The organism is Microbacterium sp. NPDC055599 (genome assembly GCF_053618975.1).
The window spans coordinates 1-20,507 of the sequence record NZ_JBSHIM010000013.1 but is presented as its reverse complement, the minus strand read 5'-3'; the positions used below and the strand labels follow the sequence as shown (position 1 = coordinate 20,507).

Sequence of the window (20,507 nt, the reverse complement as noted above, 5' to 3'; positions counted from 1 at the left end):
GGTTGTCCTGTGCTCTCTCGGGGGAAGGGGCGCCCGCTACCAGGGGCGTCGTTCGTAGTCGGTGCCGCCGATCGTGACCCACACCTCGTAGCCGCGGCCGCCCGCACCGTGGAAGCAGCCGAGCTCGACCGCGCCGTTGGCGGGGATGTACCAGCTGCTGCCGCCGGCGAACCGCGGTCCCGCGGTGGGCGCGTTGCTGTTGCACCACACCTGGTAGGTGCCGGCGGGGAAGTTCTGGGTGTTGACGACGAACTTGGCGCACGTGCCGTCGGTGCACTGCCCCGGCCAGTAGCCGGCGGTGCCTCGGCTGACCCAGGCGCGCGGCGCGGGCGGCGGGCCGGAGCTCGCCGATGCCGAGTTCTCGGGCGTCCACTGCCCCGCGGCGTCCTGGGCGCGCACGCGGATGCTGTGGCCCTGGTTGTAGCCGTTGCCGACCGTGCGCGAACCGGAGATGCCGACGTTCTCCCAGCCGCCGCCGTCGATGCTGATCTGCACGACCTTGATGTCGCGGCCGTTCGGGGAGCCGCTGGCGTTCCACCGCAGCTCCACCTGGGTCGCACCACCGCTCGCGCTCGCACCGGGCTGATGCGGTGCACCGTACGGGTTCCCTGTCGCGGAGTTCGACACGGCCCCGGCGTACGTGACGCCGTCGACGGTCGCGACCGCCCGCACCTCGATGCGGTAGTTCTGGCCGTTCGTGAGACCGCCGATGCGGGTGCCGGAGAGGGTGTTCCAGTTGCCGCCGTTGAGCCGGTACTGGTACGTGACCTCGCTCTCCTTGGCGCCGTTGCGCGAGCCCTGGCGGTAGGAGATGTCGAGCGCCCTGTCGAGCTCGGCCGTGACCGTCAGGCTGGTCGGCGCTCCGGGCGCGATCACACCGCGGCGCGGGGCCGACGGCGCACTCCACTCGCCCCAGCCGGCCTTGTTGTAGGCGCGGATGCGGTACGTGTACGCGGACTCCGACGTCGGCACGGTCACGGCCTGGCTGGTCGCCTGCGCGCCCGGCGTGAGGGTGCGGACCGTCTGGCCTCCGGAGATCACCTGGAGCTCGTACCCGCGGATCGCGTCGCCGTTCTTGTCCGGCGGGTTCCAGCTCACGAGCATCTGCGCCTGGCCCGACACCGGCTCGAGCTCCTTCGTGGAGGGAGCGCCGGCCGCGAGCGGGGGTCCCGCGGGGATCTCGGAGGCCGACCAGCCGCTCCAGCTCGACGGGTCGGGGGCGCGGTTGTGCGCCTGCACGCGCACCTGGTAGTTCGAGCCGTTCTCCAGCCCCTCCCACGTGAGCGAGTTGCCCGTGGCCTCCTTCTGCGTGATGCCGGAGGGCGGCGCGGGGGAGATCTCGAGCGTGTACCGCTCGACGGGAGAGCCGGGGGTCGTCGGCGTCGTCCACGCGACCTTGAGCGACTTGTCGCCGAAGTCGAGGGTCGGCGGGTTCGGGGTGTCCGGCCGGGCGTCGGGACGCGCGACCTCGGAGACGCCCGACGGCTCGGACTCGCCGACGCGGTTCGTCGCGGTCACCTGGAACGTGTACTCGACGTTGTTGGTCAGGCCGTCCAGCGTGCAGGTGGTGGAGGCGCACTCCTTCGAGTACGCGCCGCCGCCGACCGACTTCACGGTGTACTTCGTGATCTCGGCGCCGTTGTTCGACGGGGCCGAGTACGACACCACCACGGTGCGGTCCTGCACGCTCGTCACGACCGGGGTGCCCGGGGCCGCCGGTACGTCCTGCACCGTGACCACGATCTGTCCGTTCACCTCGCGGTCCACGTCTTCCGTCGCGTCCTGCACGCGGTAGCGCACCACCAGCGTGCCGACGAAGCCCTCGGCCGGGGTCACGCGCACCTCGTCCTCGGTGAACGAGGCCTCGCCGCGACCGGACTCGGTCACCGCGCCGACGATCTTCAGCGGGGTCTCCGGGAACGGGTTGAAGTCGTTCGCGAGTGCCGGCACCGTGATGGTCTTCCCGGCGTCGGCCTCGGAGATCGTGTCGGTGTTGGCGGCGGGCATCGCCCGTGTGGAGGCCGTGACGGTCGCGGTCACGGTGCCCTCGATCGGCTCGGTCTCGCCGTCGGACACGCGGATCGTGAGCGAGGCGCTGGTGCCCTTCTTGGCGTTCGACGACGCCTCGACCAGCAGCCGGTCGCCGTCGATGCGCGCCGAGATGCCCTTGCCGTCTCCGCCGACGAGGGAGTACTCGTGCTTGCCCTCGTCCTCCGGGTCGGGGTCGTCGGTGAGGGCGGCGAGGTCGAGCGGGGTCGCGTCCTCACCCGGGGCGACGTTGACCTGACCGCCGATGAACGTGGGCTGCTGGTTCTCCGGCGGCAGCACGTTGATCGGGATGCTCAGCGTGGCCTTGCGCCCCTCGGGGTCGTCCGGGCCGTCGCCGTCGGTCACCTCGAACGTGAGCGCGTCGGGGCCGAAGTAGCCGGGCGCCGAGGTGTAGACCAGGGTGCTCGCGTCCTTGAGCAGATCCGAGCCGTCCGCGTTGTTGGCGCTGATCTTCGCCTTCTCGGTGATGCGCACGTCGCCGCCGCCCGCGACCGTGACGTACTCCGACAGGGGCAGGTCCTTGGTCTCGCCGCTGACGACCTCGACCGGCTTGGTGGAGGTGAGAGTCGGGCGCAGGCCGTCGCGCGACGGCACGAAGATGAACGCGGACGCCTGGAGGCCGTCCGGGTCGGTGAGGGTGTAGCGGATCAGCTGCAGCTCGTCGGTGACGGTGACGCGCACCTTGCCGTTCTCCAGCAGCGTGCCGCCCGCGCCCACCTCCACGTCGAGCCGGTCCTTGGTGCCGTCCGGGTCCTCGTCGTTCTTGAGGATCTCGAGGTCGGCCGAGAGCCCGCCGTCCTTCAGGTCGGACGGCTGGAGCCGGTCGTCGCGGGCGACGGGCGCCTGCAGCGGCACGTCCTCGTCGACCGTGATCTGCAGGGTCGCGGTGGCCGTGGCACCCCGGGCGTCGCTCACCGTGTACTGCAGCGACGTCTCCATCTCGCGGTCGGGCACCTTCACGATCACGCGGTCGCCCGAGACGCGGCCCTCCAGGCCCTCCGGCACCTCGAGCCCGTCCTTCACGAGCGAGACCTTATCGCCCTCGGGGTCGGAGTCGTTGGCCAGCACCGGGACGGCGATCTCGCGGCCGGGCCGCACGACCACGGCGTCCTTCACGGCGTACGGTGGCTGGTTGATCTGCTCGGCCGGAGCGACGCCCACGCGGATCGTCGCGACGCCCTCCTTGCCCAGGCGGTCGCGCACCCGGTAGGTGAACGTGTCCACCCCCGACGACTCGGAGCCGGCCTCGTAGGTGAAGTAGTTGGGTCCGACGGTCGTGATGCGGCCCTTGCGCGGGCTCGAATCGATGCCCAGCAGCTCGACCGAGTCGCCGTCGGCGTCGATGCCGTCGAGCGGCACCGCGATGTTCACCTCGCTGCCGGCGAGCGCACGGGCCGTGAGGTCCTGCGGACGCGGGGCGGCGTTCTTCTCCACGTCCACCGGGAGGATCTGGATCGTGACGTAGCCGGCGGCCTTCTGCTGACGCGAGTCGGCCACCTCGTACGTGAGGTAGACGGTCTTCGGCTCGGTGCCCGCCTTGAAGCGCACCTCGTCCTGCGACACGAAGGCCTCGCCGTCCTCCGGGTCGACCGTCTCGACCAGCTCCGGCTCGACGTGCATCACGTCGTCGCTCGGGTGGGAGTCGTTGTCGAGCACGGGGATCGTCACGACGTCGCCCGCGCGCACGGTCGCCGTGTCGGGGTTGGCGATCGGGGGCAGGATCTCGTCGGGTGCGGGGATCGGGATGACCACGACCTCGCCGTCGGCCGACTTCGAGCCGTTCGAGATGCGGTAGCCGATGCGCACCGGCTCGTCGAGCGCGCCCTGGTCGGTGATGCGCAGGGTCTCGTGGTTCAGCACCGACACCGAGATGCCCGTGCTGGGGTCCATCGACACGGACTGCACCACGAGGATGCCGCCGGCGGGGTCGGTGTCGTTGTTGAGCACGCCCAGCAGCACGTCGCCGCCGGTGGGCAGCAGTGCCACGTCGCGCACGGCGACCGGCGGCAGGTCGGTCTCAGACTCGGGCATCACGTCGACGCGCACGAGCCCCTCGCCGTTCTTCGGCCCCGTCGTCACCTGGTACTGCACGTAGTAGACGCCCGGGTTCTGGGCCAGGAACGTGAAGGTCTTGTTGGGGAAGTCGGGCTGGATCGTGGCGCCCGCGGTGTCGAGCACGCGGCTCAGGCGCAGCTGCTCCCGGCTCGTGCTGGTGTCGTTCGTGAGCGGGGCGACCGTGATCGGCTCCCCCGCGCGGGTCACCACGTGGTCGGCGTTGGTCTTCGGGTTGGTCGAGCCCTGCGGGCGCACGTCGAGCGCGATCGTGGCGGACGTGGACTCGCCGGTCGCATCGGCGACCGTCACCATCACGTCCTTGCGGCCCTGCAGGCTCGCGGTCGCCTTGTACGTCATCTGCCCGTCGCGGCTGAAGTCGACCTCGTCGCCCGGTGCGGGGATGACCTCCTTGAGGTAGATGTCGTCGCCGTCGGGGTCGATCCAGTCGGGGAGGATGTTGTACGAGATCGTGCCGCCGGTCTCCACCGCCAGCGAGGTCTTCCGCTTGGGCTCCGGCGCGGCGTTCTCGCTCCAGTCGCGCACGGTCAGGGTGACGACCGCGGTGTCCTTGCCCTTGCGGCCGTCGTCGACCTCGTACGTGAAGCTGGCCGTGCCCGACGCCTTCTCGTCGACCGCGATCTGCAGCGCCCCGCCGTTGTTGATGGGCTGCACCGTGCCGATGCCCGGCTGCGCCTCGGCCAGCGCGGCGACCAGCACGTCGCCGTCGGGGTCGTTGTCGTTGTCGAGCACCGGCAGCAGCGTGGTCGCGCCGGGTCGCACGCCGTAGGAGTCGTCTTCCGCGATGGGCGGGGTGTTCTCCTCGCTGCGCTCGGGCAGCGTGGTCTCGACCGTCTCCTCCGTGGAGTCGTCCTGGTTCTCGGTCTCGCCCTCGGGCGGGGTCAGGTCGTTCCAGTTGTCGACGCGCTGCAGGCTCTCGTTCGCGAGCCAGGCGGCGCCGCCGACCGCGTCGTTGAGGATGATCACGTCGCGGTTGACGCGGAACGTGAGGCTCGACGAGTCCTCCGCGCCGTCGATGGGGGCGTTGACGTCGTTGCCATCGCCCGGGCACTCGCGGATGAACGTGGCCGAGCCCGCCCACGCGCCATACGTGCAGCCGCGGAGCCACACGGGGGCCGCGGCCGTGCCGTCGGCTCCCGCCGAGGTCTCCTCGGGCTCTCCGCCGTCGAACGGCACGCGCACCAGCGCGGAGGGCGTGGCGAGGGCGACCGCGTCGGTCTCGGCGGAGGCGTGCTGCAGCACGGCGTCGGCGGCGCCCGGAACCTCGGTGCGGAAGCCGCCCGGGCTCGTCACGACGCCGGCGGCCGCATCGAGCACGACCGGCGTGCGGCCGACCGCGGTGATCGACGGACGCTCGGACAGGTCGAGCTCGCCCACCGACGCGGCGGACGGGTCGAGCGGCGCGCCCTCGGGGTCGACCGGGACCGTGACGACCTCGCCGCGCTCGCCCGACAGCCCGAACACGGTGCCGTCCTGGGCGACCGTCACGTCGGAGTCGTCGCCGAGCTCGACCACGGGCTCCGCGGCCTCGATCTCGAACGCGTTGATGCCCCGGACCGGCACGACCCACAGGTCGCCCGAGTCCTGGTCGAGGATCGCCGCGGTGTTCGCGCCGAGCGCGACCTTCGCGGTGGAGGGGATGAGCGCGGAGTCGCCGAGAGAGACGCGCGCCGGGTCGACCGCGGTCACGGTGGACGCGCTCTCGTCGACGACCAGCACGTTCGCCGCGTCCTGCAGGATGTCGTAGTCCTCGCTGGTGGTGCGCAGCCCGCCGTCGAGGATCGTGGACTCGTGGTTGAAGTGCCCGACGAGCAGGCTCGAGGTCTTGGTGATCCAGACGCCGCCGTCGTTCAGGTCGACCTTGGTGGTGGGGAAGCCCTCATACGTGAAGGCCATCGTGGTGAGGGCGATCACACCCACCGTGACCCCGGCGGCGGACGCCAGCGTCTTGGGTCGCGCGCGCATCCACGACAACGCCTTCATACCCGGTTCCCCCCCAGGGTCGTCTCACACTGACTCCACCGCGGCACGACGGCCCACGGAACACTGCTACATCCTAACCACGTCGCAGAATATCGCTCGATGGGGAGATCTCCCCCACTCGGCCGGAGCTACGCCCGCCAGCACCCCGCGATGTGGTCGTCGACCATCCCGGCGGACTGCATCAGGGCGTACATCGTGGTCGGTCCGACGAACCGGAAGCCCCGGCGCCGCAGCTCCTTGCTCAGCGCGGTCGACTCCGGCGTCACCGCCGGGACCTCGGCGAACGAGCTCGGCCGGGCGCCGGTCGCCGGCGGGGCGAACGACCACATGAGCGCATCGAGCTCCCCCTCCGCCATCGCACGGACGAGGCGCGCATTGCCGATCGTGGCCTCGATCTTGGCGCGATTGCGGATGATGCCGGCGTCGCCCATCAGCCGCTCGACATCGGACTCGTCGAACGCCGCGACCGCCTCCGGCTCGAACCCCGCGAACACCTCGCGGAACCGCGGACGCTTGCGCAGGATCGTGATCCAGGAGAGTCCGGCCTGGAACCCCTCCAGCGCCATCTTCTCGAACAGCGCCCGGTCGCCGTGCAGCGCGGTGCCCCACTCCTCGTCGTGGTAGCGGCGGTACTCAGGGTCGTCGCCCACCCACGCGCAGCGCGCGCGGAGGTCGGGGCCGATCAGGAGGGAGGTCATGACTCGACGCTACCGGCGACCGCCGACACGCACGCACGCCGGATGCGGGATCGGAAGGCGGGCCTCCCCGACCCCTCCGCGGCGCGGTTCCCGATCCCGCACGGAGCTGTCGCGCGGGATCGGAAGGCGGTCAGGCGGCGAAGGTGGCGGCGTCGATCACGAAGCGGTAGCGGACGTCGGAGGCGAGCACGCGCTCGTACGCCTCGTTGATCGCCGACGCGGGGATGACCTCGATCTGCGCGGTGATGCCGTGCTCGGCGCAGAAGTCGAGCATCTCCTGCGTCTCCCTGATGCCGCCGATGTTCGACCCGGCGATCGAGCGACGCCCCGCGATGAGCGAGCCCGCGTTCACCGACAGGGCCTCCGGCGGAGCGCCCACGCACACCAGCGTGCCGTCCACGTCGAGCAGCCCCAGGTAGGAGCGCAGGTCGATCGCGGCGCTCACGGTGTTGAGGATCACGTCGAACGACCCGCGCAGCTCGCGGAACGTCTCGCGGTCGCTCGTGGCGAAGTAGCGGTCGGCGCCGAGCCGCAGGCCGTCGTCCTGCTTCGACAGGGTCTGCGACAGCACGGTCACCTCGGCACCCAGCGCGTGCGCGATCTGCACCCCCATGTGCCCGAGTCCGCCCATGCCCACCACTGCCACGCGCGTGTCGGGGCCGACCTTCCAGTGCCGCAGCGGCGAATAGGTGGTGATGCCCGCGCACAGCAGCGGCGCCGCGGCGTCGAGCGGCAGCGCGTCGGGGATGCGCAGCACGAAGCCCTCGGTCACCACGACCTGCTGCGCGTAGCCGCCCTGGGTGATCGTGCCGTCGCGGTCCACCGCGCCGTAGGTGCCGATGGCGCCGTTCTCGCAGTACTGCTCCTCGCCGCGGCGGCACTGCCGGCACTCGCCGCAGGAGTTCACCAGGCACCCCACGCCCACGCGGTCGCCCACGGCGTGACGCGTGACCTCGGAGCCCACCGCCGCGACCGTGCCGGTGATCTCGTGCCCGGGCGCGAGCGGGTACTGCTGCGGGCCCCAGTCGCCGCGCACGGTGTGGATGTCGGAGTGGCAGATGCCCGCGAACGCGATGTCGATGAGGATGTCGTGCGGCCCCAGCTCCCGGCGCTCGATCACGGTCTTCTCGAGCGGGGCGGCCTCGGCGGGGGCGGCGTAGGCGATGACGGACGACATGGTGCTCCTCTGGTCGGTACCTGCCGAGACTACGCCCGTTCCCACCTCCTCAGAACACGGCGCCGGACGCGACGATCCCGCCCGGATCGCGGCGGATCCGGGCGGGATCGAGGGGTGGTGAACGGCGAACCGCGTCAGCGCTTCTGCTTCTTCAGCGCCTTCTCCTGGATCGGCGCCCGACCAGACGCCGCGAGATCGGCGTAGTAGGCACGGGCCTCATCCTGACGCTGCTTCTCGGCCCCGCTCGCGATCGGCGCGCGCACGTGCTCGGGCTCGTACCCGAACGCGTCGACGAGGTCGAGCGCGTGCGGACGCAGCCGGGCGCACAGCCGGTCGATGTAGCTGGACACGGCGGCGGCGCGCTGCGTCGACAGGCGTCCGTGGATGAGGTGCCACGCCAGGTGCTTCTCGATCAGCTGCAGACCGAAGAGGTCGCGCAGCCACGTGAGCACCTTCCGCGTCTCCGGGTCGTCGATCGCGTGGACCGCGTCGGTGAACGCCTCCCACTGCAGCAGCTCGCCGTGCGCCCTGGCGGCCTCGATCAGCTCGGTCTGGTTCTGGTTGAACAGCTCGGCGCCGAGCGTCTTGTCCTTCCCGGCGGCGCGCAGCCGCCCGGCGATGTCCGCGACCATCTGCTGCACGCGACCGGCGAGCAGGTCGTGCTGCTGCTCCTCGCGCAGCCCGCGCTCCACCGAACGGGCGACCTGTCCGAAGTCGCTCACGGCCTGGCCGAGCTGGCGCAGGCCCGCACCGTGGAACACCTTCCCCGCGGTCATGCCCACGGCGTACCGGGCGAGGTACGCCGCGTCCTTGCCCTGGAACTGCTTGGCGTAGTCGGTCAGCAGACGCTTGCCGACGAGCTGCAGGAGCACGTTGTTGTCGCCCTCGAAGGTGACGTAGATGTCGAGGTCCTGCCGCAGGCCGACGAGCCGGTTCTCGAACATGAAGCCCGCCCCGCCGCACGCCTCGCGCGCCTCCTGGAGCGTGTCGAGCGCGTGCCAGGTCGACAGCGGCTTGAGGGCCGCGGCGAGCGTCTCCAGGTCTTCCCGGTCGCCCGGGGTGTCGGTGCGCCCGGAGAACACGCCGTCGAACTTCTGCAGGAACTCGTCGTGCGCGAAGATCTGCGCGTACGTGGTCGCGAGCCGCGGGAGCAGGCGGCGCTGGTGCTTGCCGTAGTCGAGCAGCACGACCTCCTGGCCGTCCGCCCCGTCGAACTGGCGGCGCTGGGTGGCGTAGGTGACCGCGATGTACAGGCCGAGCGCCGACGCCCAGGACGCGGCGCCGTCGAGCGACACGCGCCCCTGCACCAGGGTGCCGAGCATCGTGAAGAAGCGGCGGCCGGGGCTGTCGATGGCGCTGGTGTACGTGCCGTCCGCGGTTACGTCGCCGTACCGGTTCAGCAGGTTCGTGCGCGGGATGCGCACCCGGTCGAACGAGAGCCGTCCGTTGTCGATGCCGTTCAGCCCGCCCTTGAGACCGTCGTCCTCGCGGCCGATGCCCGGCAGGTCTTTTCCGTCGTCCCCGCGCAGCGGCACGTAGAAGCAGTGCACGCCGTGGTTCACGCCGTTCGTGATGAGCTGCGCGAACACGGTCGCCGCGATGCCGTGCAGGGCCGCGTTGCCGAGGTACTCCTTGGTCGCGCCGCGGAACGGCGTGTGGATGACGAACTCCTCCGTCTCCGGGTCGTAGGTCGCGGTGGTGCCGACCGCCGCGACGTCGGAGCCGTGGCCGATCTCGGTCATCGCGAACGCGCCGGGGATCGACAGATCCATCACGCCGGGCAGCCACTTCTCGTGGTGCTCCGCCGTGCCGAGCTGCAGGATGGCCGAGCCGAACAGACCCCACTGCACGCCCGACTTGATCTGCAGGCTGGGGTCGGCGGCGACGAGCTCCTCGAACCCGGCGATGTTGCCGCCGTTGTTCTCCTCGCCGCCGAAGCGCTTCGGGAACGCGCGGTGCACGGCCTTGTTCTCCACCAGCAGGTGCAGCTGGCTGAGCACGCGCTCGCGGTGCTCGTCCTTGCCCAGCTCGTCCTGACGCCAGAACGCCGGGTCCTTGATCATCTCGCGGGCCTCACGGCGCACGTCGGCCCAGGTGCCCATCAGGGCGTCGGTGACGGCGGCGACATCGATGCGCGGAGCTTCCGTCTCGCGACGGGGCTCGTCGGGGGCGGTGGAAGGACGGACGGCAGCGTCGACCATGGGGGTTCCTCCTCGGAGAAGTGACGGTGCCTCCATGGTAGGTGTGCCACAAACCGGGGAGAACTCCGCTGTCTCCTTCCTCCAAGAGCCTCGGGGGTCGCGCCCCGTCCGGCTTGTCGGCTCGCGACAGCCGGGCCTCAATTCGCGGCGATGACCGCGAGCACCCCGTCGCCGTAGGCCTCGCGCTTCTTCGCGCCGATGCCGGTGATGCCCTCCAGGTCAGCGGCGGACGCGGGGCGGTGCTCGGCCAGGGCGCGCAGCGTGGCGTCGCCGAACACGATGTACGCCGGCACCCCCTGCTCGCGTGCGGTCTCGGCCCGCCACGCCCGCAGCGCCTCGAACAGCTCCCGGTCGCCCGCATCGAGCGCGTCCGCGGCGCTGGCCTTGCGGGCGCGCGGGGTCGAGGTCGCGCGGCCGATCGTGTCCTTGCGCAGCGGCACCGGGGTCTCGCCGCGCAGCACCCCGGCCGCGGCCTCTCCCGGCGCGAGCGTGCCGTAGTCGCCCTGCGCCACGAGGATGCCGCGGGCGAGCAGCTGCCGCACGACGCTGCGCCAGTCCTGGTCGGACAGATCGCCGCCGATGCCGTACGTGGCGAGGCGGTCGTGCCCCTGCTGGCGGATGCGCTCGGTCGAGGCGCCGCGCAGGATGTCGATCAGGTGCCCGGCGCCGAAGGCCTGATTGCGCTCGCGCTGGAGGCGCACGATCGTCGACAGCAGCTTCTGCGCGGGGATCAGCCCGTCGAACGTCTCGGTGTCGTCGAGGCACGTGTCGCAGTTGCCGCACGGCTGCGACTCCTGGCCGAAGTACCCGAGCAGGTTCTGCCGTCGGCACTCGACCGTCTCGCACAGCGCGAGCATCGCGTCGAGGTGCTGCCCCATGCGCATCTTGAACGTGCGGTCGCCGGGGCTCTGGTCGATCAGCCGGCGCTGCTGCACGACGTCGCCGAGGCCGTACGCCATCCACGCCACCGACGGCTCGCCGTCGCGACCCGCGCGACCCGTCTCCTGGTAGTAGCCCTCCACCGACTTGGGCAGGTCGATGTGCGCCACGAAGCGCACGTCGGGCTTGTCGATGCCCATGCCGAACGCGATGGTCGCCACCATCACCACGCCGTCCTCCCGCAGGAAGCGCGACTGGTTCGCGGCCCGCACCTCGGCCGGCAGCCCCGCGTGGTACGGCAGCGCGTCGATGCCCTTCGCCGCCAGCGCGGTCGCGGTCTGCTCGACCGACTTGCGGCTCAGCGCGTACACGATGCCCGCCGCACCCTCGGGCTGCGAGCGGATGAACTGCACGAGCTGCGTGCGGGGGTCGACCTTCGGGACGATGCGGTACTGGATGTTCGGGCGGTCGAAGCTCGCGACGAAGTGCTGCGCGCGGTCGAGGTGCAGCCGCTCGGTGAGCTCCTTGTGCGTGGCCCGGGTCGCGGTGGCCGTGAGCGCCATGCGCGGCACGCCGGGGAATCGGTCGCCCAGGTCGCCCAGCGCGAGGTAGTCGGGGCGGAAGTCGTGGCCCCACTGCGACACGCAGTGCGCCTCGTCGATCGCGATCACGCTGAGGGTGCCGCGCTGCAGCAGGGCCGTGGTGTTCGCGTTCGACAGCCGCTCGGGGGCGACGTAGATCAGGTCGAGCTCGCCCGCGACGTAGGCCCGCTCGACCTCGCGGCGCTCGTCGATCGACTGCGTGGAGTTGAGGTACGCGGCCTTGACGCCGTTGGCGCGCAGCGCGTCGACCTGGTCGTGCATGAGGGCGATGAGCGGGCTGATCACGAGGCCCGTGCCCTCGCGCACGAGCGCGGGAACCTGGTACGTGATGCTCTTGCCGCCACCGGTGGGCATGAGCACGACCGCATCGCCGCCGCCGATGACCTGCTCGACGATCGCGGCCTGATCGCCGCGGAAGTCGTCGTAGCCGAACACCGTGTGCAGCGCCTCGCGGGCGGTCGGGAAGCGGCTCGGCGTCGCGCGGCGCACGGCCGGCGCGGCCGGCGCACGGGACGCGGTCACCGGCGTGGTGGGACCGGGGCCCCAGTCGAGCGGCGGCTCGAACCCCGCGCCCTGCGGCTCCCAGTCCATCGGCTCCGGCGGCGCGGACGGCTCCCACCCGTCGCCCCAGGGCTCGTCGGCGTAGGGCAGATCCTCGTACGGGTCACGGGGAGTCTGCGGCATGCCTCCAGCGTAACGACCCCGGCCGACACGGGCAGCGGCCGTCCCCACCACCGCGACCGGGGTTAGGTTGGACCCAGACCCCGAAGGAGCACCCGATGACCGACATCTCCGTGACCCGCAACGACGAGGCCTCCCGCTACGAGATCCGCTCCGACGACGTGCTCGCCGGGTTCGCCGAGTTCCAGCTGAGGCCGGGCGCCATCCGCTTCATCCACACCGAGATCGACCCGGCGTTCCAGGGTCAGGGGCTCGCCGGGAAGCTCGCCGCCGAGGCCCTGGCCGACGCGGCGAGGCGTGGCGACGCGATCGTGCCGCTGTGCCCCTACATCGCGAAGTACCTGCAGACGCACGAGGTGCCCGGCGCCGAGATCCGCTGGCCGCAGCGTCCCGCCGAGGTCCAGGGCGCGGCGGCACCGGACGCCGCAGTGCAGGACGAGTCGGCGCAGGAGAAGTCGGCGCAGCACGAGTCGGCTCCGCGGGAGTCCGCCGGCGGCTCCGACGACGATCCCACCGGACGGGCGGAATGATCGGGCAGCGCCGCCTCGTCCTCGAGCCCCGCGACGTGCCGCTCGGGGGTGTGCGCGGCATGACGGTGCTGCGCGTGCTCCCGCACCGCAACCTGCCGACCATCGGCGCCTGGTGCTTCCTCGACCGCTTCGGACCAGCCGACACCCGCATGCGCGTCGAACCCCATCCGCACATCGGACTGCAGACGGTGACCTGGCCCCTCGTCGGCGAGATCCGTCACCGCGACTCGCTCGGCAGCGACGCCGACCTGCGCCGCGGGCAGCTGAACCTGATGACGGCCGGCAACGGCATCTCCCACTCCGAGTACTCCGTCGGCGACGACCCGATCCCGCTCGACGCGCTGCAGTTCTGGGTCGTGCTGCCCGAGTCGGCGCGGCACGGCGATGGCGGCTTCGAACGCCACACCGACCTGCCGACCATCCAGCTGCCCGCGACCGAGGGGCCCGACGCCACGGCGACCGTCGTGCTCGGCGAGTTCGCCGCGACACGCTCCCCCGCGACCGTGCACACCCCGATCGTGGGCGCCGAGGTCGTCCTGCCCGCCGGGTCGACCGTGCGCCTGCCGCTGCGGTCCGAGTGGGAGCACGCGCTGCTGCTGGTCGAGGGCGAGGCCGCGCTGTCCGAGCACACCATGCAGCGCAACGCCCTGGTGTACCTCGGCGATTCGCGCACGGAGGTCGAGGTCACCAGCACCGAGGGCGCCCTGCTGTTCCTGCTCGGCGGCGAGCCGTTCGAGTCGGACATCGTGATGTGGTGGAACTTCGCCGGCCGCACGCACGACGAGATCGCGGCCGCCCGCGAGGACTGGGAGGCCGCGTCCCCGCGGTTCGGTGTGGTCGAGGGGCACGACGTGCGCATCCCCGCGCCGCCGCTCCCGCCCGTCCGGCTCCTGCCGCGCACCCGCACCCTCTGACCCGCACCCTCTGACCCGCACCTCTGACCCGCACGGACTGACCCGCACGGGCACGCTCGGATTCAGGCGCTCGCGCGGACCCCCGGCCACCACGGCGTGATCCCGCACGTCCTCGGCCCTCCGGTCAGCCGCGTTCGGGGGTGTGCACGCGGGCGAGGAAGCGGTCCGTGCGCGGCGACGGGCCGCGCGGATCGAGCAGCGACACCGCGACCGTCACGGCCGTGGCCAGCGGGATCGTCCACGCCGCGGGCTGCGCGAGGTACGGCGCCGCGACCCCGACCCCGTCGATCACGGCGTGCACGAGCAGCGCGAGCCCGGTCGCGACGCCGCCGCACACCATCCCCGCCACCGCCCCGCGGGCCGTGAGCCCGCGCCACCACACGCCCAGCAGCACCACGGGCGACAGCGTCGATGCGGCCACCACGAACACCACGCCCACGCTCGACACGAGCCCCGCGGGCGCCGTGAGCAGCGCGACCCCGAGCGGCACGAGCGCGCACAGCACCGCGGAGAGACGGAACGAGCGGACGGACCCGGAGAACACGTCCTGGCTGATCACTCCCGCGAGCGACACCACGAGCCCGGCCGAGGTCGCCAGGAACGCCGCGAACGCGCCCGAGACGATGAGCGCCGTGAGCAGCTCTCCGCCCGGTCCGGGGAACACGCGCGAGGGCAGTTGCAGCACCACCGTGTCGGCCACCCCCGGCACCGCGAGGTCGGGAGCGGCGATGCGGGCGAGCAGCCCCATCGCGCTCGACACGGCGTAGAAGGCGCTGACCATCGCGATCACGATCACGGTCGTCCGCCGCGCCGACGCCCCGGTCGGGCTCGTGTAGAAGCGGACCAGCACGTGCGGCAGTCCCATCGTGCCCAGCAGCAGCGCGAGCAGCAGCGACGCGGTCTCGTACGCGTCGAAGCCGGACGGGCCCGCCTCGCTGGGGAACACGAGCGCCGGGTCGAACGCGTGCGGTCCGCCGCCGAGCGCGAAGGCGATGCACACCACCGGCACCAGCAGCGCCGTGAGCTTGAGCCAGTACTGGAACGCCTGCACGAAGGTGATCGCGCGCATCCCGCCCGCCGCGACTGACGCCGCCACGAGCACCGCGACCGTCACGGCGCCCACCCACTCCGGCAACCCCGCGACCACGACCAGCGTGATGCCGGCGCCGTGCAGCTGCGGCACGATGTACAGCCACCCGATCACCAGCACCGCGAGGCTCGTGACGCGTCGCGCCGAGGCCGACCCGAGCCGCGCCTCCACGAAGTCCGGGATCGTGTAGGCCCCGCTGCGCCGGAGCGGGGCCGCGACGAACACCAGCACCAGCAGGTACCCGGCCGCGTATCCGATCGGGAACCAGAAGCCGCGCGCGCCGTCGAGCAGCACGAGTCCGGAGAGCCCGAGGAAGGTGCCGGCCGACAGGTACTCGCCGCTGATGGCCGAGGCGTTCCACACCGGCCGGACGGTGCGCGACGCCACGAAGAAGTCGCTCGTCGTGCGCGACACCCGCAGGCCGTACACGCCGATCAGCAGCGTGGCGATCACCACCAGCGCGACCCCGAGCAGGTCGAGCAGCGCGTTCATTCGCGGTCCCGGAGGGCGCGGTAGCGGCGCTCGTTGCGGACCGCCGTGCGCAGATACAGCAGCGCGAACACCACGATGACCGGGTAGAACGCGAACGCCTGCAGCAGCCACGACAGCGGCAGGCCCCACAGCACGACCCGGTCGATCTCGGGCACGAGCGCGATCGCCAGGGTCATCGCGACCACGACCACCACGAACCCGGCGACCGTGCCGAGCGCGAGCCGCAGCTGACTGCGCTGGAGCGCCCTGGCGTACACCGCATCGGCCTCGTCGACCGGTGCCCCGGGCAGCGCGATGCCGCGCGTGAGAGCCGCAGGGCCGCGAGGCGGGAGGTCGGCCGTGACCCGCACGCGCTTCGCGGGCTCCCCCGCACCGCGCGCCGCGGGCTCCGGAGCCCGACGCTCGGGAGACCCGGTCATGCCGGCGCCTCACCGCGCACGAGCGCCTCCCGCACCGCGGGCACGAGCCGTCTGCTCACCGGGAGGGCCGTGCGGCCGACCACCACCGTCGGCTCTCCCCCGGACAGCCGCGCCTCGGTCACGGCGGCCGTGCGCACGAGCGTCGAGCGGTGGATGCGCAGGAACCCCGCGTCGGCCCACCGCGCCTCGAGCTCCGCCATGGGGATCCGCACGAGCTGGCCGGGGTCGTCGTCGTCGGTGTGCAGTCGCGCGTAGTCGCCCTGCGCCCGCACCCACCGCACCTCGCTGCGCCGCACGAACCGCACGGTCGACCCGACCGTGACCGACAGCACCTCGTCGTCGCCCTTCGTCGGATCGGCGGCCTGATCCACGCGGTCGATCGCGCCGCGCAGCCGCTCCCGCCGCACCGGCTTGAGGAGGTAGTCGACCGCGCGCAGCTCGAACGCCTCCACCGCGCGGGCCTCGTCGGCCGTGACGAACACGACAGCCGGCGGCTCCGCGAGCCCGAGGAGGGCGCGGGCCAGGTCGGTGCCGAGCAGGCCGGGCATGTGGATGTCGAGGAACGCGAGACGCACGGCGCGCTGCGACAGCTGCCGCAGGGCGTCGGCTCCGCTCGTCGCGGTGAGGATCTCGCCGATGCGCGGGTCGGAGCGCAGCAGGTGCACCAGCTCGTCGAGGGCGGGCTGCTCGTCGTCGGCGACGAGGACGTCGATCATCCGGGCTCCTCAGTCGTCGTCCGGGTCGTGCAGGGGCTGCGATTTCGGGACTCGCATGCGCACCAGGGTACCCGCGCCCGTGTTGGTCTCCACGACCAGTCCGCCGCTGCTGCCGTACAGCTGTCGCAGGCGCGTGTCGACGTTGCGCAGCCCCACGTGGGAGCCGTCCTCGCGCGCCGTGAGCAGCGACCGCAGCCCGTCGGGGTCCATGCCGACGCCGTCGTCCTCCACGAGGATCTCGGTGTGGGTGCCGTCGTCGCGCGAGGTGAGGCGGATCTCGCCGCCGCCCTCCCCCGGCTCGAGCCCGTGCCGCACCGCGTTCTCCACGAGGGGCTGCACCGACAGGAACGGGATGACCGTGGCGAGGGTCTCCGGCGCGATCTGCAGCGTGACCCGCAGCCGGTCGCCGAAGCGGGCCCGCTCGAGCTCCAGGTACGAGTGGATGCTGCCGAGCTCCTCCGCGAGGGTCGTGAACTCCCCCTGGCGGCGGAAGGAGTAGCGCGTGAAGTCGGCGAACTCCAGCACGAGGTCGCGCGCGCGGTCGGGGTCGGTCGTGATGAACGAGGCGATCGCGGTGAGGGCGTTGTAGATGAAGTGCGGGGAGATCTGCGCCCGCAGCGACCGCAGCTCCGCCTCGGCGAGCTGCGTGCGGGAGGCGTCGAGCCCGCCGAGCTCGACCTGTGCGGCGCACCAGTCGGCGACCTCCTCGGCGGCGCGCACGAGGGCCGCGCGCACGGGCGACGCGAAGGCCACGATCACGCCGATCGTTCGCCCGTCCACGACGATCGGGGCGCCCACCGCCTCCAGGTCGTCGGTCTTCGCCGGGGCGGGGAACACCTGCCGCCGACCGCTCGCCCGCACCCGCTCGGCGATGCGGCGCGCGGCCGACTCCAAGCCGTCCGAGGCGCCGTCGAAGGACACGACGCCGGACTCCTCGCCGCCGTCGGTGCCCACGATCGCGACCGCGGCGCTGCCCAGCAGCACCCGCAGGTGCCGCGCCGCCTTCACCGCATCGGGCCCGGCGAGCCCGCCGCGCAGGTGCGGGGCGGCGAGGCTCGCCTGGTGCAGCGCCCGCAGGGCTCCCTGCTCCGCGTCACTGCCGAGGTCGGCGGCACCCCGCGCGAACCGGCGGGCGAGCAGCAGCAGCACGGTGAGCGCGATGCCGCCGAGCACCCCCAGCACCGCGGCGAGGACGACGTCGTTCATTCGTTCAGCCTAGGGACGCGAGACGGAGGGCGTCAGCAGCAGCGGGCACCGGGGTTGCGGTCCTGGTCGTCCATGCGCTGCCGCCAGAACTGCCTCTCGGTCAACGGTTCCTCGTCGGGGTGGTGACGGCGGTGATGGGCGACGTAGGTCGCGTACGCGGTGTCGCCCATCAGCGTCGTCATGTACCAGCGGATGCCGCGCCCGGCCCGGCCGAGGGCGCTCCACAGCGCCCGCAGCGGGGTGGTCGCGGCATCCGTCCGATGCACGGTGTCGGTCATCTCAGTGCCGCGCGGCCGCGCGCTCCTCGGCGAGGATCGGCTCCCACTGCTTCTCCAGCTCGCGCTCCTCCGCGTCGGGGAGGAAGCCCGCGGGGGCGAAGCGCCGGGAGGCCACGGGGGCGTCCTCGGTGTTCTCTCCGCCGCCGTGGCGGATGGCCTTCACGGTCGCGATCACGGCCATGACGATCACGACGATCGCGAGCACCACGAAGATGATCGACAGCGTGCCCTGCACCGCGGTGTTGCGGATCACCGCCTCCAGCACCTGCGGCTCTCCGAGCGCGGTGTCTCCCGAGCTCAGCGCCTCCCGGTAGCGGAAGTGGTTCGCCCAGTATCCGATCGCCGGGACCGGCGAGAAGATCTTGTAGAGCGAGGCCGTGATGGTGACGACCGCGGTGAACGCGAGCGGCAGCGCGATGATCCACAGCCACCGGAAGTAGCTGCGGCCGCGCTTGGCGACGATCGCGAGCACCACGGCGAGCGCGATCGCGGCGAGCAGCTGGTTGGCGATGCCGAACAGCGGGAAGAACGTGTTGATGCCGCCGAGCGGGTCGGTCACGCCGAGGATGAGGATCGCTCCCCAGCCGGCGACCATGATCGCGGTGCAGATCCACACCCCGGGGCGCCACGACACGTCACGGAACTTCGGGAACCAGGCGCCGATCGAGTCCTGCAGCATGAACCGGGCCACGCGGGTGCCGGCGTCGACCGCGGTGAGGATGAACAGCGCCTCGAACATGATCGCGAAGTGGTACCAGAACGCCATGAGCGCCTGACCGCCGAGGGCCTGCTGCATGATGTGCGCGAGGCCCAGCGCGAGCGTCGGGGCGCCACCGGTGCGGGACACGATCGACTCCTCGCCGACCGCGGCGGCCGTGCCGGTGAGCATGTCGGGGGTGAGGTTCACGCCCGTCAGCCCGAGCGAGTTCACGAACGCGACAGCGCCCTCGACCGTGCCGCCGGTCGCCGCGGATGGCGCGTTCATGGCGAAGTAGATGCCCTGGTCGATGGAGATCGCGGCGACGAGGGCCATGATCGCGACGAACGACTCCATGAGCATGCCGCCGTAGCCGATGAAGCGCGTCTGCCGCTCCTTCTCCACGAGCTTGGGCGTGGTGCCGGAGGCGATCAGCGCATGGAAGCCGGACAGCGCTCCGCACGCGATCGTCACGAACAGGAACGGGAAGAGCGGACCTGCGAACACCGGGCCCATGCCGTTCTCACCGAACACGCTGATCGCGGGGACCGAGATCTCGGGGCGCACCAGCACGATGGCGCCGGCGAGCATCACGATCACGCCGATCTTCATGAACGTGGAGAGGTAGTCGCGCGGCGCGAGCAGCAGCCACACCGGCAGCACCGCGGCGATGAAGCCGTAGACGATGATGCCCCACGCGATCGTGGTGCGGTCGAGGTGGAAGATCGCCTGCCCCCACTCGGTGCCGGCCACCCAGCCGCCGCCGATGATCGCGAACATGAGCAGCACGAAGCCGATGATCGACACCTCGGTCACCTTGCCGGGCCGCAGGTAGCGCAGGTACACGCCCATGAACAGGGCGATCGGGATGGTCATGGCGACGGAGAAGACGCCCCACGGGCTCTCCCCGAGGGCGTTGACGACGACGAGCGCGAGGATCGCGACGATGATCAGCATGATGAGCAGCGACGCGATGATCGCCGCGGTGCCGCCGATCTTGCCGAGCTCCTGCCGCGCCATCTGGCCGATCGTGCGACCGCCACGGCGCATGGAGAAGAAGAGCACCGTGTAGTCCTGCACGGCGCCCGCGAGCACGACGCCCACGATGATCCAGATGGTGCCGGGGAGGTAGCCCATCTGCGCCGCGAGCACGGGGCCCACGAGCGGACCGGCGCCGGCGATCGCGGCGAAGTGATGGCCGTACAGCACGCGGCGGTCGGTGGGGACGTAGTCCTTGCCGTCCTGCTTGACCTCGGCCGGGGTCGCACGGCGGTCGTCGGGGCGGGTGATGTACCGCTCGATGACCTTGGAGTAGAAGCGGTAGCCGATCAGGTAGGTGCAGACGGCGGCGAACACGAACCAGATCGCGTTCACGGTCTCGCCGCGGACGATGGCGAGCATCACCCAGGCGATGCCGCCGAGCAGGGCGATCGCCGTCCAGAGCAGGATCTTCGGCAGGGTCCAGCGGCGGCTCTTCGCCTCGTGCTCGGCGGAGAGGGCGACGGGTGGGAGGGTCGGGTCGGTCTCGATGACGGGTTCGTCGTCGACGAGCCCGGCGCCGTCGCGGCGGCGCGACGAAGGTGCGGTCATGGGGTTCTCCTCGGTGGACGCATCATTGCGTCTTCCCACGCTAGGAAGCCCGCCCCGCGGTCGCGCGCCGATCGGCGGACGGTGCGACGAGCGGTGTCGATCACGCGATGAACGGACGCCCGCGGTACCCCGGCGGGCGATGGGCCGCAACGACGGCACGGCCGCACGACGGGTGTCCGTCGTGCGGCCGTGTGTCACGCTTCCGTGTCCGGCGCTCCCCCGCTCACCCGGG

General features: G+C 72.0%; 13 protein-coding genes. 2 read left to right on the top strand and 11 right to left on the bottom strand.

Annotated features, from left to right (window positions below; all coding sequences use genetic code 11):
* Positions 1 to 36: 36 nt before the first annotated feature.
* The 5 genes from ACWGQ1_RS13455 to recQ all read right to left on the bottom strand — a co-directional run bounded on the left by ACWGQ1_RS13455 (position 37) and on the right by recQ (position 12,346).
* The gene (locus tag ACWGQ1_RS13455) at positions 37 to 6,087 is read right to left on the bottom strand and encodes an Ig-like domain-containing protein (RefSeq protein ID WP_452313119.1); all 6,051 of its coding nucleotides are present in this window, start codon (positions 6,085 to 6,087) and stop codon (positions 37 to 39) included.
* 146 nt (positions 6,088 to 6,233) lie between these two features.
* Entirely contained in the window at positions 6,234 to 6,803 is a 570-nt protein-coding gene (locus tag ACWGQ1_RS13450) for a DNA-3-methyladenine glycosylase I (protein ID WP_136030094.1), read from the bottom strand.
* 130 nt (positions 6,804 to 6,933) lie between these two features.
* On the bottom strand, positions 6,934 to 7,980 hold the full coding sequence (locus ACWGQ1_RS13445; RefSeq protein WP_206253428.1) for an NAD(P)-dependent alcohol dehydrogenase: 1,047 nt from the start codon (positions 7,978 to 7,980) through the stop codon (positions 6,934 to 6,936).
* Positions 7,981 to 8,114: 134 nt separating this feature from the next.
* Positions 8,115 to 10,181: an acyl-CoA dehydrogenase family protein gene (locus ACWGQ1_RS13440; RefSeq protein WP_447652695.1), complete on the bottom strand. Its 2,067-nt coding sequence runs from the start codon at positions 10,179 to 10,181 to the stop codon at positions 8,115 to 8,117.
* A gap of 137 nt (positions 10,182 to 10,318) precedes the next feature.
* Positions 10,319 to 12,346 carry a DNA helicase RecQ gene (recQ, locus tag ACWGQ1_RS13435; RefSeq protein WP_241115053.1) on the bottom strand — a complete coding sequence of 676 codons (2,028 nt, stop codon included), beginning with the start codon at positions 12,344 to 12,346 and terminating at the stop codon, positions 10,319 to 10,321.
* Positions 12,347 to 12,441: 95 nt separating this feature from the next.
* Between recQ and ACWGQ1_RS13430 the strand changes: the two genes are divergently transcribed.
* Positions 12,442 to 12,873 (top strand): GNAT family N-acetyltransferase, encoded by a 432-nt coding sequence (locus tag ACWGQ1_RS13430; RefSeq protein ID WP_136030086.1) that lies wholly within the window; start codon positions 12,442 to 12,444, stop codon positions 12,871 to 12,873.
* A complete protein-coding gene (locus tag ACWGQ1_RS13425; protein WP_136030085.1) occupies positions 12,870 to 13,787 on the top strand; it encodes a pirin family protein in 918 nt (305 codons plus the stop codon). Before ACWGQ1_RS13430 ends, ACWGQ1_RS13425 begins: the two co-directional genes overlap by 4 nt.
* A 124-nt stretch (positions 13,788 to 13,911) precedes the next feature.
* Here the strand turns inward: ACWGQ1_RS13425 and ACWGQ1_RS13420 are convergent, their stop codons facing one another.
* From ACWGQ1_RS13420 to ACWGQ1_RS13395, 6 genes are read right to left on the bottom strand one after another with little or no spacing between them, the layout of a single operon-like run.
* Entirely contained in the window at positions 13,912 to 15,369 is a 1,458-nt protein-coding gene (locus ACWGQ1_RS13420; protein ID WP_136030082.1) for a sodium/solute symporter, read from the bottom strand.
* Positions 15,366 to 15,788: a heavy metal transporter gene (locus tag ACWGQ1_RS13415; protein WP_452313118.1), complete on the bottom strand. Its 423-nt coding sequence runs from the start codon at positions 15,786 to 15,788 to the stop codon at positions 15,366 to 15,368. The genes ACWGQ1_RS13420 and ACWGQ1_RS13415 overlap by 4 nt, the downstream gene beginning before the upstream one ends.
* Positions 15,785 to 16,504: a LytR/AlgR family response regulator transcription factor gene (locus ACWGQ1_RS13410; RefSeq protein ID WP_136030081.1), complete on the bottom strand. Its 720-nt coding sequence runs from the start codon at positions 16,502 to 16,504 to the stop codon at positions 15,785 to 15,787. The genes ACWGQ1_RS13415 and ACWGQ1_RS13410 overlap by 4 nt, the downstream gene beginning before the upstream one ends.
* Before the next feature lie 9 nt (positions 16,505 to 16,513).
* Positions 16,514 to 17,710 (bottom strand): histidine kinase, encoded by a 1,197-nt coding sequence (locus ACWGQ1_RS13405; RefSeq protein ID WP_452313117.1) that lies wholly within the window; start codon positions 17,708 to 17,710, stop codon positions 16,514 to 16,516.
* Positions 17,711 to 17,742: 32 nt separating this feature from the next.
* Positions 17,743 to 17,988 (bottom strand): YbdD/YjiX family protein, encoded by a 246-nt coding sequence (locus tag ACWGQ1_RS13400; protein ID WP_205812761.1) that lies wholly within the window; start codon positions 17,986 to 17,988, stop codon positions 17,743 to 17,745.
* A gap of 1 nt (position 17,989) precedes the next feature.
* Positions 17,990 to 20,275 (bottom strand): carbon starvation CstA family protein, encoded by a 2,286-nt coding sequence (locus ACWGQ1_RS13395; protein ID WP_206253430.1) that lies wholly within the window; start codon positions 20,273 to 20,275, stop codon positions 17,990 to 17,992.
* Positions 20,276 to 20,507 lie beyond the last annotated feature (232 nt).